General features: G+C 42.0%; 14 protein-coding genes. 3 read left to right on the plus strand and 11 right to left on the minus strand.

What is annotated here, in order from left to right:
- Positions 1–512: 512 nt before the first annotated feature.
- Entirely contained in the window at positions 513–1,376 is an 864-nt protein-coding gene (locus I2484_RS11430; protein WP_207151155.1) for a nucleotidyltransferase-like protein, read from the minus strand.
- Between the two features lie 127 nt (positions 1,377–1,503).
- Here I2484_RS11430 and I2484_RS11435 point away from each other — a divergent pair, with 127 nt between their 5' ends.
- Entirely contained in the window at positions 1,504–1,884 is a 381-nt protein-coding gene (locus I2484_RS11435; RefSeq protein WP_207151156.1) for a YgzB family protein, read from the plus strand.
- Positions 1,885–1,932: 48 nt separating this feature from the next.
- Here the strand turns inward: I2484_RS11435 and perR are convergent, their stop codons facing one another.
- The 3 genes from perR to bcp form a co-directional block, all read right to left on the minus strand.
- Positions 1,933–2,376 carry a Fur family transcriptional regulator gene (gene perR, locus I2484_RS11440; protein WP_207151157.1) on the minus strand — a complete coding sequence of 148 codons (444 nt, stop codon included), beginning with the start codon at positions 2,374–2,376 and terminating at the stop codon, positions 1,933–1,935.
- A gap of 142 nt (positions 2,377–2,518) precedes the next feature.
- Positions 2,519–3,463: a D-2-hydroxyacid dehydrogenase gene (locus I2484_RS11445; RefSeq protein WP_207151158.1), complete on the minus strand. Its 945-nt coding sequence runs from the start codon at positions 3,461–3,463 to the stop codon at positions 2,519–2,521.
- A 13-nt stretch (positions 3,464–3,476) separates the two neighbouring features.
- Complete coding sequence (gene bcp / locus I2484_RS11450; protein ID WP_207151159.1) at positions 3,477–3,953, minus strand: thioredoxin-dependent thiol peroxidase; 477 nt, start codon at positions 3,951–3,953, stop codon at positions 3,477–3,479.
- Positions 3,954–4,079: 126 nt separating this feature from the next.
- Here bcp and I2484_RS11455 point away from each other — a divergent pair, with 126 nt between their 5' ends.
- Together I2484_RS11455 and I2484_RS11460 are read left to right on the plus strand one after the other, a co-directional pair.
- Positions 4,080–5,384 carry a glutamate-1-semialdehyde 2,1-aminomutase gene (locus tag I2484_RS11455; RefSeq protein WP_218627993.1) on the plus strand — a complete coding sequence of 435 codons (1,305 nt, stop codon included), beginning with the start codon at positions 4,080–4,082 and terminating at the stop codon, positions 5,382–5,384.
- Positions 5,385–5,635: 251 nt separating this feature from the next.
- Complete coding sequence (locus tag I2484_RS11460) at positions 5,636–6,718, plus strand: FUSC family protein (protein ID WP_207151160.1); 1,083 nt, start codon at positions 5,636–5,638, stop codon at positions 6,716–6,718.
- Between the two features lie 207 nt (positions 6,719–6,925).
- Here I2484_RS11460 and nikC read toward each other — a convergent pair whose 3' ends face one another.
- The 7 genes from nikC to I2484_RS11495 form a co-directional block, all read right to left on the minus strand.
- The gene (gene nikC, locus I2484_RS11465) at positions 6,926–7,849 is read right to left on the minus strand and encodes a nickel transporter permease (protein ID WP_207151161.1); all 924 of its coding nucleotides are present in this window, start codon (positions 7,847–7,849) and stop codon (positions 6,926–6,928) included.
- 17 nt (positions 7,850–7,866) lie between these two features.
- The gene (locus I2484_RS11470; RefSeq protein ID WP_207151162.1) at positions 7,867–8,871 is read right to left on the minus strand and encodes an ABC transporter permease; all 1,005 of its coding nucleotides are present in this window, start codon (positions 8,869–8,871) and stop codon (positions 7,867–7,869) included.
- Between the two features lie 113 nt (positions 8,872–8,984).
- Entirely contained in the window at positions 8,985–10,619 is a 1,635-nt protein-coding gene (locus I2484_RS11475) for an ABC transporter substrate-binding protein (RefSeq protein WP_207151163.1), read from the minus strand.
- A complete protein-coding gene (locus I2484_RS11480) occupies positions 10,616–11,629 on the minus strand; it encodes an ABC transporter ATP-binding protein (protein WP_207151164.1) in 1,014 nt (337 codons plus the stop codon). The genes I2484_RS11475 and I2484_RS11480 overlap by 4 nt, the downstream gene beginning before the upstream one ends.
- Positions 11,601–12,623: an ABC transporter ATP-binding protein gene (locus I2484_RS11485; protein ID WP_207151165.1), complete on the minus strand. Its 1,023-nt coding sequence runs from the start codon at positions 12,621–12,623 to the stop codon at positions 11,601–11,603. Before I2484_RS11485 ends, I2484_RS11480 begins: the two co-directional genes overlap by 29 nt.
- A 224-nt stretch (positions 12,624–12,847) precedes the next feature.
- On the minus strand, positions 12,848–13,873 hold the full coding sequence (locus I2484_RS11490; protein WP_207151166.1) for an ABC transporter substrate-binding protein: 1,026 nt from the start codon (positions 13,871–13,873) through the stop codon (positions 12,848–12,850).
- A gap of 18 nt (positions 13,874–13,891) precedes the next feature.
- Positions 13,892–15,643: an ABC transporter ATP-binding protein gene (locus tag I2484_RS11495; protein ID WP_255551344.1), complete on the minus strand. Its 1,752-nt coding sequence runs from the start codon at positions 15,641–15,643 to the stop codon at positions 13,892–13,894.
- Positions 15,644–15,863: the final 220 nt, after the last annotated feature.

Consider the following 15,863-nt stretch of genomic DNA (forward strand, 5'->3'; position numbering starts at 1 on the left):
TATTAGGCATGCCGCCAGCGTTCGTCCTGAGCCAGGATCAAACTCTCCATAAGAACTTTTTCACCATGCAAAGCATGATGAAAAGAGTTTTCCATAAAGAAATCGAATAGCTCATTTCTTGCTGACTCGAATCCGAAGATTCTTGTGCGTGTTTCTTTTCGACCAACCGAAGTTGGCTTAGTTAGAAACGTTTTGCTCAAGTGCGTTAGCACTCTCGCTGTATTTCATTGATGTTTTGCTGTTCAGTTTTCAAGGTTCATTTGGAGAGGAGTTGAATTGCGTTCCTCGCTTTAGTAGTTGTCGTTGTTTCAGTGACAACTTTCATATCATATCAACTTACGTCGATCGTGTCAACAACTAATTTCAACTTCTTTTTTTCAACTTCACTTCATCTCTCAGGCGGTGATTTGCTTTGCCTCCCAAGCGACAAGATTTATAATAACATGCCCCGCATTCTTTTGTCAACTAGATTAATAGGACGAATTTAAATCGCCCTATTACCCCATTGCCAGTCACACTATTCTATAGTCCCTGTGGAAGATCAACTCATTTTTAGAATCGCTCTGAACCACCAGAATGAATCCTTTATCAATCAAAAACTCAATAAACACTTCAAGGTCGATTGAATACATTCTAACTTCTTCGTGTTCGTGTAGTTCCTGAATCGTCCATAGCTCTTGAATCGCCATGACGTCTCTAATATGACGAGCACCATCAGCTGTCCGATTATGAATGAAAAATTCACTCGCAAGAAACAATAATTCTAATCGTTTTTCTAAAGGCTCGTCACTCATAATCAGTTCTTCATATAGTTTGTAAATTGCCGGGTCTATCTTTTTCACTTGGGACCATACCGTCACTTCTGGAAATAATCCGTTTTCAATAACTGCAAGCCTCGCAAGATGATGAAGAGATTTAACAACATGATGATAAGCATCCATGTAGTTTCCTTCTTCAAAAAACTTTTTACCTTCCATATATCCTCTTACAAGCTTCGAAAACTCTAGGCCCATTTTTATATCCCGTCCGCAAAAAGGATACTCCTGTAATTCCATTCTTAGTTTTTCGACGAACTCATTTCGATCGAAGTAGACCTTTCCGTAATATAGCCAATCTACAACTTTTCGCTTTGAACCGAGGACTAACCATTTCCTTAACTGCTTTTCACTAATTATATGCATTGCAGCTTTCTCATTTCCGTCTGTGTAATGTTTCGTAAAGACAGGGATTTCATCGTCGGCGGTAATGATGAGGAGGATTGCATCGAATGTATCTGTAATCGGATCCTCTTTCCCTCTCTTTTCTACAAGAATGACACCAAGTGTCTCTGGAAAACTTGCCCGCTCCTGATAAATTGGTCTTAATACTTGTTCCACTAATACACCTCCCTGCCATTTCCTTTCGACGAAGAGGCAAGGATATCCTTTATTCAAGAAGGTTAAATAACGTAGAAAACGAAATATATGATATAGTAATTGAGGATATATCAAGGAGGTACGTTGGATGAAGCCCTATAAAAATAAGATAAATAGGATCCGGTCATTCGCCCTTGCTTTAATATTTGCCGGGGTCGTCATTATGTATATCGGGATTTTCTTCAGGAAATACGAGATTGTTATGCTCATATTCATGTTTCTTGGCGTTCTTGCCATCCTTAGCAGTACCATTGTTTATGCTTGGATCGGATCTCTATCCACGCGAGCCATTCAAATCGTCTGCCCTAGTTGTGGCAAACATACGAAAATGCTCGGACGCGTAGACATGTGCGGGCATTGCCGAGAACCACTCACACTTGACCCTTCATTAGAAGGTAAAGAGTTTGACGAATCTTATAATAGAACGAAGAGCAAAACTGCTGCAGTAAAAGAGGATACCAAGAAATAAAAAAAACGTCCGATACAACCTTCATTGGAAGGAGTATCGGACGCTTTTTTATTTAGTGTTTGCTACGCTCGAAGTACATGACGGACATGTACCATATACTTCTAGACGGTGAGAATTCACTATGAATCCTGTTACATGAGAAGCTAAGCGCTCAACCTCTTCTAGTCCAGGATGATAAAAATCAACAATCATTCCGCATTCGTCACAGATGATATGATAGTGATCATGAGTCACAAAATCAAAACGGCTCGAAGCATCTCCATAAGTAAGTTCCTTAATGAGCCCCGCATTTCGGAACACACGAAGGTTATTATATACTGTTGCAACGCTCATGTTAGGAAAATCACCTTCAAGTGCCTTATATATATCATCAGCCGTTGGATGTGACTCAGAAGAGATAAGATACTCTAAAATCGCATGCCGCTGCGGCGTAATTCTGACGCCACTTTTTTTCAATGTGTCCAGCGCGCCTTTCAATCTAACTTCCGACATCGCTATGCACCTCTATCCATAAAGATTCTTACTTTATAATTATTATCATTAGTGTACTTAAAATAGGGTGCATATGTCAACTAAATCGCTGTTTGAACCACTTCATTTGAATCGGGTTCAGTAACTGGCACCGAGATACAATTCAATAGCCGAGTTTCATGTCAATCAAGTTCAGAAGATCCCGCTCACCACGTTGCCACTTGCCCAGATTTTCTTCAAAAATAACGAGGGCTCTTTCAACATACTTGCCGGAAAGACTCGAAACATGTGGTGATACCGTACAATTCGCAAGTCCCCATAATTCATTATCAGCAGCTAGCGGCTCCACTTCAAATACATCGAGCACTGCATGCCTGAGTTCATTGTTTTTCAATGCAGCTATCAGGATTGATTCAGCAAACAGGTCTCCTCGGCCGAAGTTCATGAAGACCGCATTATCCTTCATAGCCTTGAAATGCCTTTCAGTTAGTAAACCTATTGTTTCTGGTGTGCTCGGTAAAACAGAAATAACGAAGTCCGCTTCGCCCACTCTATCTAGTAAAGTCTCAAATTTTATTGTCTCATCCATCGATTCACTTGCCCTGCCGGATCTGTTACAGCCAATTGTCGTAACACCAAACGCCTGAAGTAAGCGTCCTATTTCAGACCCAATTGCGCCAGGCCCTAAGATAAGTGCGGTTGACCCTTTTAATTCAATCGAACCAACTTTTCGATTCCACTCTAGTGAACGTTGCCTATCGTCAATAAGCGGTAACGACCGCTGCAGTGATAATATATGCGCGAGAACAGATTCCGCCATCGGTGTTTTATGAATACCACGAACATTTGACATGACGAGATTGCGCTCAGCTATTTCAGCAAGCGGCATTTTTTCAACGCCCGCCGACGCAACCATAATCCATTCTAGTGATTTCGCTTTGTCGAGAAGCACAACGTCTACATCAACGCCATATGTCACGATAATTGATGCCGTTTGGATTTCAATGTCTTTCGGCTTTTTATTGAAATGAAATAGTACTTCAGGAAACCTCGTGACTAGCCCCTGTACCTGATGTTCCTTCATATCAAATGTAAATAGTACTTCCATTTCTTGTTCCCCCTCAAGACTGTGTTAGTTGCTCTAGTGTGGCAAGCGCTTCTTCTATATGGCCTTTCACTTTCACTTTACGCCATTCCTTGACGACCGTCCCCGTCGGATCAATCAAAAATGTTGAACGCTCAATACCCATATACTCTTTACCGAACATCTTCTTTAACTTCCAAACATCGTATTTTTCAGCAACTGTGTGCTCTTCATCAACAAGAAGTGAAAATGGCAATCCGTGTTTACCGATAAACTTATCATGCGAAGTTGCGCTATCAGGGCTCACCCCTAGCACTACAGCATTCAGCTTGCTGAAGTCTTCATACGCATCGCGAAAGTCGCAAGCTTGCGTTGTACATCCAGGCGTTGAATCTTTCGGATAAAAATAGAGAACAACATACTTTTCACCTGCGAAGTCTTTTAATGAAACCATTTCACCGTTCTCGTTTGGCAATGTAAATTCCGGTGCATGCATACCTTCAAGTGTCGTCATTTTCCATTCCTCCAATATATTCTTTCCTTAATCGTACAGAATGCGTCCATTAGTTTCAAATTCTTTGGCTATCTGCCCCATTTTGTTTAGAATAGAGAGGGTAATGAATTGAACGGGGGAATTGAAATGATCAGAACGAATTCAGAAAAACTCTATAATGAAGCTTGCGAGCATATCGTAGGAGGGGTAAATAGCCCTTCGCGCGGATACCACGCAGTTGGCGGCGGTGCTCCTACAGTAATGGAACGTGCAGAAGGTGCTTACTTCTGGGATGTCGATGGCAACAAATACATCGACTATCTTGCTGCATATGGACCCATCATTACAGGGCATGCCCATCCACATATTACTGAAGCGATTGTAAAAGCTGCACAAACAGGTCTGTTATATGGAACGCCCACTCGACATGAAGTGAAGTTTGCAAAAATGTTGAAGGAAGCAATGCCTAGAATGGATAAAGTACGCTTTGTAAATTCCGGGACAGAAGCTGTCATGACGACCATCCGTGTTTCTCGTGCCTATACAGGGCGAACAAAAATCATGAAATTCGCCGGCTGTTACCACGGCCATTCTGATCTTGTACTGGTTGCAGCAGGTTCCGGCCCCGCAACGCTTGGTACGCCCGATTCGGCAGGTGTACCAGAGTCGATCGCTAAAGAAGTGATTACGATTCCATTTAACGATCCTGATGCTTATATAGAAGCAATGGAAAAATGGGGCGACCAAATTGCATGTATTCTAGTCGAGCCAATCGTTGGTAACTTCGGCATTGTTGAACCAAAAGAAGGGTTCCTACCACTTGTCCATGATATCGCAGCTGAAAAAGGCGCTTTGATTGTTTATGATGAAGTAATTACTGCATTCCGTTTCCACTATGGCGGTGCACAGGATTTGCTCGGTTTAACACCTGATCTTACTGCCTTCGGAAAAATCATTGGTGGCGGCTTGCCAATTGGTGGTTACGGTGGAAAAAAAGAGATTATGGAACAAGTTGCTCCACTAGGGCCTGCTTATCAAGCGGGGACAATGGCTGGGAATCCAGCTTCCATGTTAGCAGGTATCGCCCTTCTAGAAATTCTTCAAACGCCTGGTATTTATGAAGAAATGGACCGTCTAGGTGCTATTCTTGAAGAAGGCATTTTGAATTCTGCAAAAGAGCACGGAATTACATTAACAACAAACCGCCTAGGAGGAGCGCTTACACTATTCTTCACAGACGTGAAAGTAGAAAACTACGAACAGGCTGAAGCTACAGACGGCAACGTGTTCGCCAAGTTCTTCAAACTAATGTTGAAAAATGGCATCAATCTTGCGCCATCGAAATATGAAGCTTGGTTTTTAACAACTGCCCATACTGAAAAAGACATTATGGATACACTTAGTGCAGTCAATCATTCATTCAAAGAGCTTGCAACTTCAATAAACGGTTGACCGCATCGTACAGTTAAGGTACAGTAGCGAAAAACAGCTTTAACTTCATTTAGCGGAAGCCTTCCACTTCTATAAAGTGATAGGCATTTGCAAAATAGGCATACAACTTGATAGGAGGCAAACTCTAGCTAAATGAAGTTACAGTCTCCGACGGATACCACAGACTTTTAAGTGGAATTTTATCTAGCAATCTAGATAAAAGTCTGAGTGCGAACACGCCAAGGCGTGTTTGATTAGAAAGGATAACTCCCATGATACTTGGTGCCCGCATTTTTAAAACAGGCATTGCGATTGTGTTCGCATTGTTCCTAGCAGAGGTTTTACAAATGCCGCATCCATTGTTTGCGGGAATCGCGGCCATTTTCGCCATCCAACCCTCTATCTATAGATCTTATTTAACAATTATCGAACAGGTTCAGGGTAATGTGATAGGTGCAGTAGTTGCAGTTTTATTTGTTCTTCTATTTGGTAATCAGCTTGTCTTCATAGGTCTTGCCACTGTCATTATTATATTAATAATGATTAAATTGGGCCTTGAAAAGTCAATTTCGATGGCACTCGTAGTAATGATCGCCATAATGGAAATCAAAGGCGACGAGTTCTTGTCATTTGCATTGCTTAGATTTCTGACGATGATAGTCGGTATTCTTGCCGCTTTCGTTGTGAACTTGCTATTCATGCCACCGAAATACGAAACAAAACTATTTGAGTCTATCCATCAGGCACAAGATGAAATCATTCGTTGGACCCGCCTTGCTGGAAGGCAAGCATCTGACCATATTGCAACAAAAAAGTCACTGACTAAATCGAAGGAACGACTTTCTCAGGTAGATCTGCTTTACACGCTATTTAAAGAGGAACGGAGCTACTTTAAAAAGAATACGAGAAACAAAGCGAGAAAACTTGTCGTTTACAGACAAATGGTCGCTACTTCGAGGAGCAGTTACGATGTATTAAAAAGACTCCATCAGTTTGAAAATGAACTGATTGATTTGCCGGAACATTTCCGGATGATGGTGCAGGAACGTTTGGATGCTTTACTCACCTACCACGAACAGCTTCATCTGAAGTTCGTCGGTAAACTAAAGTCTGACGCAGTAAGTACCAGTACAAATGAAGAATACATCCAGCGTTATGAAGTGATGGAGATATTCGCAAAGGAAATTGCCCTTACAAAGGAAGAAGAGGAATTTTCCGCCTATCATCTTCTTCATATCCTGTCTTCTATCTTTAATTATGAAGAACAACTCGAACACTTTGACAAGCTAATCGTTTTATTTCAGAAGTATCATAACAATAAAGTGAATTCGAAACTAAGTGAAGAAATTTATTAAGCAAAGCGTAAGCGCCTCAGTAGAACCAAAAAGCGTTGAAGGCCTTAAGCGACAGAGGAAGGCTCAGCATGATCCACTTCCCTGTGTGCCTAGGGCTATGCGCAGGAGTCTAGAAACTTCTCCAGGTGAAAAACGTATACTTTCGTATCTTTTAAAAAACGTCCCGTAAACCGGTTAATTCATCGGCTTACGGGACGTTTTGTTATCTTAGCTCTTCATCTTAGGATCGAGTGCATCGCGTAAACCATCACCCATTAAGTTAAAGCCTAGTACAGTAAGCATAATCGCGATACCCGGAAAAATCATTGTCCACGGGGCTGAATGAAGGAAGCTTTTTGAATCTGCCAGCATTTTTCCCCACTCGGGCATCGGCGCTTGCGCACCAAGTCCTAAAAACCCAAGTGCAGCCGCTTCAAGGATTGCCGTTGCAATTGCTAAAGTTCCTTGAACAATTACCGGTGCCATAGAGTTCGGCAAGATGTGAGAAAATAGAATCCTTGCATCTTTCATTCCAATTCCCTTTGCCGCAGTAATATATTCATCTTCTTTTATACTTAATACTTTTGAACGTATTAGCCTCCCAAAGTTCGGCACATTAATAACCGCGATTGCGATAAGCGCATTTTGTAGATTCGGACCAAGTACGGAAACAATTGCAATGGCCAATAAGATAGAAGGAAATGCCAACATGATGTCGAATACACGTGAAATAATCGTATCAACCCATCTGCCATAATAACCTGCTACAATACCCAATGCACTTCCTACTACCACTGATCCGATTACAGAAAAGAATCCAACCCATAGTGAAATCCGGGCACCGTGAACAATTCGAGAAAAAATATCCCTACCAAGGTCATCTGTTCCGAACCAATATTCACTTGAAGGCGGGAGAAGCCGGTCCGATAATTTTTGGTCGTTAATGCCCTCTAGTCCAATGTTTTGACCGAGATAACCTTGTTCCGCCAGAAAACCGAATCCCGCCAGCAAGATAAAGAATAAAACAATGCCCATACCGGCAACCGCCACTTTACTCTTTTTAAAGCCATTCCAAGCTTCACGCCAAGGTCCTGCGGTTTTTTCAATTTTATTTTTCGTGATTCCATCTACTTTAGGTACAAATTCAGACATAAGTGCTTCCCCCTTCCTCAATCATATTTAATCCTCGGATCTATCAGACTATAGAGCAAGTCAACAAGTAGGTTAATCATAACAAAGAAGAGCGCCACAATTAGAATCGAAGACTGTATGACGGGATAATCTCGGAACCCAATTGCGTCGTAAATATAACGTCCAACACCAGGCCACGCAAAAATTGTCTCTGTCAAAATCGCACCACCAAGCAACATTCCCATTTGCAGACCAATAATTGTTAACACCGGAATGATTGCATTTTTAAGTGCATGCTTATAAACGACCCAAAACATTTTCTGCCCCTTGGCCCGAGCGGTACGAATATAATCAGAACGCATTACTTCAAGCATACTTGAACGGGTCATCCGTGCGATAATTGCCATCGGTATTGTCGCTAGTGCTAGTCCCGGTAAAATAAGATGACGGAAAACCTGCCATAACTGGTCAAAACGTCCTTGAATAATTGTGTCGATTACATAGAGATTCGTTATGGCATTGACAGGATCTCGTACTTCCTCTCGCCCTCCAGTCGGCAACCACGGATTTTCTACTGCAAAAACCCATTGCCCCATAAGGCCGAGCCAGAAGATAGGCATAGACACACCGACAAGTGCCAAAATCATTGCCGTATAGTCAAACCATGAATTTTGGAACCATGCCGAGATAATTCCTGCATTGATACCAATGATTACTGCTATTACAATAGCAAACAGTGCCAATTCAAAAGTAGCTGCTAAATAAGGCCATATTTCATCTGTTACAGGAGCCCGGGTTCTCATTGACTCACCCAAATCCCCTTTAAAAAGGTCACCCAGGTATTTAAAATACTGAACATACCAAGGGTTATCCAAACCAAGCTTTATCGTCAATGCTTCGACTGACTCTTTAGTCGCCTGCTGCCCTAGTATAATTTGTGCGGGGTTACCCGGGATTGCACGGATAATCATGAATACGATAAACGTCATCCCAAGCAGGACGGGAATGAGCTGCAGCAATCTTTTTCCAATGTAGCTCAGCATAATTTTTCACCTCTCCAACTCTACTATCAACTTATATGTATCCATCAAATGAAAGGAAAAAGGGAGAAATCCGAAAGACCTCTCCCTTTCTGTTCATCTCTAACAATCTGTTGTTACTTGAATTCTACTTTCGACAGCAAATCCGACCCAGTTGGGTGTGGAAGGAAACCTGATAGATTCTTAGCTCCTCCAAGAAGCGGAGTTGAGTGAGCAAGCGGCACCCAAGGAGCGTCTTCATGAATAATAACTTGTGCTTTTTTGTACAATTCATTTCGTTTCTCTTCATCGACTTCAGTTTGTGCTGCAATTAGAATGTCATGCAGTTCGTCGTTCTTATAATACGTATAGTTATTGCTGCCGATATTATCTTCATCTAACAAGACGTATAGGAAGTTATCTGCATCTCCGTTATCCCCAGTCCAGCCGAGCATGAACGCATCTGCATCTCCTTTACTTGCAAGTTCAAGATAAGTTGCCCATTCATGCGAAACGATTTTCGCAGTAATTCCTATATCAGCAAGGTTTTTCTGAATGACTTCAGCCACTTTTTTACCATCTGGCATATATGGACGTGGTACCGGCATTGCCCATAGTTCCATCTCAAAACCATCTTCAAGTCCTACCGATTTTAGAAGTTCTTTCGCTTTTTCAGGATTGTATTCATATCCTTCTACATCGTCGTTATAACCTGAAATGGATGGCGGCATCGGATTTTTAGCGACATCCGCACGTCCTTCGAAGAATGAGTCAACAATTGATTGTTTGTCGATTGCATAGTTAATCGCTTGACGTACTTCTTTTTTATCGAAAGGCGGGCGTGTTACTGTAAGACCCAAGTAGCCCACGTTCATAGATGGGCGTTCAAACAATTGAAGTTTCTCATTATCTTCAATCGATTTGCCGTCTGATGGATTAATACCATCTGCAAGTTCGATATCTCCAGCCATCAATGCATTCAAACGTGCAGAGTTGTCAGGAATTGAACGGAAGATAATCTTTTGAAGTTTTGGTAGTCCTTCATCCCAGTAATCATCGAATTTTTCAATTGTGATGGTTTCATTTGGTTTCCATTCAACGAACTGGAATGGACCTGTACCAACTGGTTTTCTTTCGAATTGATCGTCACCTAATTCAAATGCAGTCGGGCTTGCAATTGCAAACATACTCATTGCGATATTTTTAAGGAATGGTGCTTGTGAACGTGTTAATTTAATTAGCACTGTATTTTCGCCATCTGCTGTAACTGACTCAATAACATGCCCTTCATCACCTTTAAAACCACCGAACATTGAGTTGTAGTATGGGAATTTTTCTGCGTCGCCATTTGCCCAGCGCTCAAAGTTTTTAACGACTGCGTCAGCATTAAAGTCAGTTCCATCATGGAATTTGACGCCTTCGCGCAGTTTGAATGTGTATGTTAAACCGTCTTCACTTGGCTCCCATTCTGTTGCAAGCCCCGGGGTAATCGTTGTGTCCTGCTCCCCGAAGTTCAGAAGCGTTTCGTAAAGGTTGACCGTAACTTTGAAAGATTCTCCTTCAGTTACCCTTGATGGATCGAGGGAAGTTGAATCCCCACCGCGTCCAAACACTAATGTATCTTGCACATTTTTACCGTCTTCAGTTTTAGTACCTTCTTTTTTGCCTTCTTCCTTCTTGCCATCGCCAGCATCTGATCCACAAGCGGCTAGCGCTGTCGAAAGAACGAGAAGCAACATTAGTACTAGTAAGCCTAACTTCTTTTTTCTCATATTGACCCCTCCAACTGTTTTATATCATTGTCTACCTGTTCACTGTAAAGATGGCAGGCGACAGAATGACCCGAATCATGCTCAGTGAGCCTTGGTGTAACTTTCGTGCAAATTTCCATCTTATGCGGACAGCGCGTATGGAACGTGCAACCGCTAGGAGGATTTGCAGGGTTTGGAATATCCCCTTCAAGAAGAATTTGCTCTTTCTTGAAATCCGGATCAGGTACTGGAACCGCTGACAATAATGCCTGTGTATACGGATGAAGCGCTTTCAAATAGAGCTGCTCGCTGTCTGCCATTTCTACCATCTTCCCTAGATACATAACGCCGACCCTGTCACTTATATGACGGACGACCCCAAGATCGTGGGCAATGAAGATGTAAGTGAGATTGAATTCCTTCTGCAAATCTTGCATGAGGTTTAACACTTGAGACTGAATCGACACATCGAGAGCCGATACAGGTTCATCAGCAATTATCAGTTTCGGATTTGTCATTAGCGCTCGAGCAATTCCGATACGTTGCCGCTGTCCTCCACTAAACTGATGTGGATAACGCTTGGCATGATATGCGCTTAGACCAACAATTTCGAGAAATTCACGCACTTTCTTTTTCCGCTCTTTTGAATTATCAAGGCCGTGCACAATGAGCGGCTCTTCTAATATCTTTTCAATCGTGTGACGCGGATTCAATGATGCGTATGGATCTTGGAATACCATTTGGATATCTCGTCTTGTTTTTCGCATTTCCTCGGTAGATAAGGACGTCAAATCTTTGCCGTCAAACTCTACTTTTCCTTCAGTTGGTTCAAGAAGCCGCATGAGCATTCGACCTGTTGTCGATTTACCGCATCCAGATTCGCCTACTATGCCAAGGGTTTCCCCTTCATTCACGTAAAATGACACGTCATCCACCGCTTTAACGTAACCGACCGTTCTGCCAAGAATCCCTTTTTTAATGGGGAAATACTTTTTCAAACCTTCAACTTTCAATAAGGGCTTTGTTGTCATGCTGTTCCACCCCTTCTCTGTCGTATAGAAAGCATCTCGTCTGGTGAACAGCCGATGTTTCATATAGTTCAGGATCTTCTGTTAGACAACGATCAAATGCAAATTCACATCTTGCTGCAAATCTGCACCCTTGCTGAATCGAACCGGGTTTCGGCACGCTGCCTGGGATAGAATAGAGTCGCTCTTTTTTGTAGCGCATGTCGGGAACGGATTGAATCAGCCCTTTTGTATAAGGATGCTGGGGATCTTCGAAGATCATCTTAACGGATGCCTCTTCAATAATTTGTCCAGCATACATGACAATGACTCGTTCGCATGTTTCTGCAACGACACCCAAGTCATGAGTAATTAGGAGCACAGCCGTATTCAGTCTCGTATTTAATTCCCTCATTAACTTCAATATCTGTGCTTGAATCGTCACATCGAGAGCAGTGGTTGGTTCGTCAGCAATGAGTACTTTAGGATCACATACCAGCGCCATCGCAATCATTACACGCTGCCGCATTCCTCCCGATAATTGGTGAGGGTAGTCTCTCATCATTTCCTTTGCACGAGGCAAACCGACCAATTTCAACATTTCAACTGCTTTTCCCTCGGCCTTTTTCTTAGACCAGCCTTTTTCGTGAATTCGCACTGCTTCTGTCATTTGATTGCCAATCGAGAACAATGGATTCAGCGATGTCATCGGTTCTTGGAAAATCATCGCAATATCATTTCCTCGAATACGCCGCATCTGCTTTTCATTCATAGCAAGTAAGTCTTTATCTTCAAATAATATTTCGCCCCCGACAACTTTTCCAGGAGGCTTTGGTACTAGCCCCATTATCGATAAGGAAGTTACACTTTTTCCGCAACCAGATTCTCCGACAATTCCAAGGATTTCTCCTTCTTTCAAATGGAAGTCAATATGATCAACAGCCGGTATTTCCCCCGAATCAGTAAAAAAGGTCGTCTGTAAATCCTTTACTTGGAGGACAATCTTCCTCTCATCCATCTGATCACCCTTTTTCTTTATCAATCAATTATTTATATTCAGAATTAATAGGTCGTTCTTATTATACGATTATGCAGAATAAATGCAATACTTTTTTCGTATATTCTTATAATGACAAAGTCATACTCTTGGTACTAAAACCTATTAACAGTAGATTATGTTTTAATCTACAACCGAAAAAAGCTATCCGATTAACCAGGGTATCGGTCAATCGGATAGCTTTTTCACTCTTTTTCTTCTTCTTTTGGTATTTCGAACTCCACTTTCGACAACACATCAAAGCCTGTTGCACGGGGTAAGTAATTCATCAAATACTTTGTCGCTCCTAAAAGCGACGTTGAATCGACAGTGAATAGGGAAGGAGCATCTTCATAAATGGTCTTTATAAATGGTCGTTCAAAAAATTGTAAAGCAGCATCGTCGTTAACTTCCATTCTATCTTCCGGATTAATACTATCCGCTAAATCGATATCTCCTGCAATCAATGCATTCAAGCGTGCAGTATTATCAGGTATTGACTTGAAGATGACTTTTTCAAGCTTTGGTAATCCTTCTTGCCAATACTCTTGGAATTTCACAACCACGATTGCTTCATTCTGTTTCCCCTCGACATATTGAAACGGTCCCGTACCGATAGGATCGCTTTCGAATTCATCATCCCTTTGTTCAAATACACTCGGGCTAACAATGGAGAAAGAACTCATCGTCAGATTTTTTAAGAATGACTCTTGCGGGCGATTCAACTTGATCGTTATTTCTTCATCGCCGTCAGTCGCCACCGATTTAATAATCCGACTGTCATCCACCTTGAAACCATCGAATACCGAACCGTAGGAAGGAAACTCTTCCGCATCGCCGTTAGTCCAGCGCTCAAAATTTTTCATGACCGCATCTGCATTAAAATCTGTTTCGTCATGAAATTTGACATCTTTCCGCAACTGGAACGTGTACGTCAAACCGTCCTCACTAGACTTCCACTTTTCCGCCAAACCAGGAACTACTTTTGCACCTTCCTCATCGAGATTCACAAGCGTCTCATACAGGTTGACAGTAACATGGCTAGAATCCCCTTCTTTCATATGGGCTGGGTCTAGTGACGTGGAATTTCCGCTATGTCCATAAACTAATATTTTCTTTGCATTTTGTTGCATACTTTCCTCATCCGAATTTGACGATGAACATGCTCCAAGCATTGCCAAAAGGGCAACAATCATGAACAAGGCTAGTGGCCTAAATTTTATCTTTTTCATAAAAATTCCTCCAACTTTTTAATCTCCAAGTACTTGAACTTGGAACAAACCATAGTAAATCCCTTGTAATTTCATCAATTGATCGTGTGTACCCATCTCTTTTAGCTGTCCTGAATCAATGACAAAAATCTTATCCGCGTGCGTAATTGTCGACAAGCGGTGAGCAATAATGAGTGTCGTTCTTTCATTCGCAAGTCGTTCAAGCGATTCCTGAATGAGCGCTTCACTTTCAAGGTCAAGTGCTGATGTCGCCTCGTCTAAGATAAGAAGTGGTGGATTTTTCAAGAAAACACGTGCAATCGCAATCCGCTGTTTCTGACCACCTGACAGCTTTACACCACGTTCCCCTACTTTTGTATCGTAACCAAGCGACAGCCCCTCGATGAAATCATGTGCATTCGCCGCTTTTGCAGCAGCAATTACTTCTTCATCTGTTGCATCCGATTTCCCCATTAAAATATTGCTCTTTACTGAATCACTAAACAAAATAGTATCTTGCAAAACAATTCCAATCTGCTCACGTAGCGATTTTATAGTAACGTCTCGTAAATCATGCCCATCTATACGCACAGCCCCGCCCGTCACATCATGAAATCTTGGAATCAAACCAACGATAGTCGATTTCCCACCGCCGCTCATGCCGACAAATGCGACTGTCTCTCCTGGTTTCACAGTAAAATTAATGCCATCCAAGATCGTTTCTCCATCTGTTTCATACGTAAAGCTCACATTATCGAACTCGATTTCTCCGTCCATTGGAGGAAGTTCCGTTGCTCCGGGCTTATTCGTAATATCATAATCCTGTTCCATCAGATCAAAGACACGATCCATCGAAGCAAAAGATTGTGTTAACGATGTTGAAGCATTAACCAGTCTTCGCAACGGATTATAAACCCGGTCGATGTATGCGACGAATGCAACCATCGTTCCAACGGACAAATCATTGTTGATGACTTGATAACCTGCGTATGCAAGAACGAGAAGTGGTGCAACATCAGTAATCGTGTTTACGACTGCAAATGCTTTCGCATTCCATTTTGTATGATCGAGTGCTTTATCGAGAAAATTGCCATTCGTCTTATCGAAACGCTGTTGTTCCTCTTCTTCAAGTGCAAAACTTTTAATAACACTTACACCTGAAACACGTTCATGCAGATAGCTTTGCACATCCGCAAGTGCTTGGGATCGTTTCCCAGTCAATTCTCGTAATTTTCCGAAAAAGTGTTTGACGCTGTACGCATAAAAAGGGAATGCCAAAAGCGTAACAAGCGTCAGTGGAACGTCCATCGTCAGCATAATGACAACTGCGATGATGATTGTCGCGAGGTCAAGCCAAACATTCATAAGCCCAATCATAACAAAGTTTTTCGTTTGCTCCACGTCATTTATAACCCGCGAAATGATTTCTCCAGCTCGAGTATTTGAATAGTAGCTGAGACTCAATTTTTGCAGATGTGAATACAACTCTTTCCGGATATCATACAAAATCTTATTACTCACATACTGGGCATAATATTGTCGGTAATATTCAACCGGTGGCCGGATGATAAAGAACACGAGAACTGTTCCGCCAAGCCAATAAAATAATTGCCTTGTCATCTCTGCCTTAGTCAGTGTATCCGATCCGATAATGTCATCGATTACGATTTTCATCAGCAGTGGAATGAATAGTGGAATAGCGAATTTCACAATCCCAATAACTATCGTCAAAACTATTAGCCAGTTATATGGTTTAACAAACTTCATATAGCGTTTTATACTGTCACCCATCTTTTAACCTCCTACTATGAAAAGCGTAAGGCGCCGTTTAGCCCCGACATTAAAGGTAGGCAGTTTAAAGCCGCGACATCCTGTCGCAACAACTGCATGACCCACTTCGTGTGGGCCCAGGGGCTGGCGCCTGAAGTCTAGCCAGCAAACTAAGTTGAAAAGTATATGCTTTCTTATCTCTCCATGAAAAGCGTAAGGCGCCGTTTAGCCCCGACAAGTA

The sequence above is a fragment of the Sporosarcina sp. E16_8 genome (assembly GCF_017347095.1).
Classification (GTDB): Bacteria; Bacillota; Bacilli; order Bacillales_A; family Planococcaceae; genus Sporosarcina.

What these genes read in the sequence shown, in the direction of transcription:
- I2484_RS11435 (WP_207151156.1), top strand. Translation starts at nt 1,504, where the DNA reads ATGAAGCCCTATAAAAATAAGATAAATAGGATCCGGTCATTCGCCCTT.
- perR (WP_207151157.1), bottom strand. Translation starts at nt 2,376, where the DNA reads ATGTCGGAAGTTAGATTGAAAGGCGCGCTGGACACATTGAAAAAAAGT.
- I2484_RS11445 (WP_207151158.1), bottom strand. Translation starts at nt 3,463, where the DNA reads ATGGAAGTACTATTTACATTTGATATGAAGGAACATCAGGTACAGGGG.
- bcp (WP_207151159.1), bottom strand. Translation starts at nt 3,953, where the DNA reads ATGACGACACTTGAAGGTATGCATGCACCGGAATTTACATTGCCAAAC.
- I2484_RS11455 (WP_218627993.1), top strand. Translation starts at nt 4,080, where the DNA reads ATGATCAGAACGAATTCAGAAAAACTCTATAATGAAGCTTGCGAGCAT.
- I2484_RS11460 (WP_207151160.1), top strand. Translation starts at nt 5,636, where the DNA reads ATGATACTTGGTGCCCGCATTTTTAAAACAGGCATTGCGATTGTGTTC.
- nikC (WP_207151161.1), bottom strand. Translation starts at nt 7,849, where the DNA reads ATGTCTGAATTTGTACCTAAAGTAGATGGAATCACGAAAAATAAAATT.
- I2484_RS11470 (WP_207151162.1), bottom strand. Translation starts at nt 8,871, where the DNA reads ATGCTGAGCTACATTGGAAAAAGATTGCTGCAGCTCATTCCCGTCCTG.
- I2484_RS11475 (WP_207151163.1), bottom strand. Translation starts at nt 10,619, where the DNA reads ATGAGAAAAAAGAAGTTAGGCTTACTAGTACTAATGTTGCTTCTCGTT.
- I2484_RS11480 (WP_207151164.1), bottom strand. Translation starts at nt 11,629, where the DNA reads ATGACAACAAAGCCCTTATTGAAAGTTGAAGGTTTGAAAAAGTATTTC.
- I2484_RS11485 (WP_207151165.1), bottom strand. Translation starts at nt 12,623, where the DNA reads ATGGATGAGAGGAAGATTGTCCTCCAAGTAAAGGATTTACAGACGACC.
- I2484_RS11490 (WP_207151166.1), bottom strand. Translation starts at nt 13,873, where the DNA reads ATGAAAAAGATAAAATTTAGGCCACTAGCCTTGTTCATGATTGTTGCC.
- I2484_RS11495 (WP_255551344.1), bottom strand. Translation starts at nt 15,643, where the DNA reads ATGGGTGACAGTATAAAACGCTATATGAAGTTTGTTAAACCATATAAC.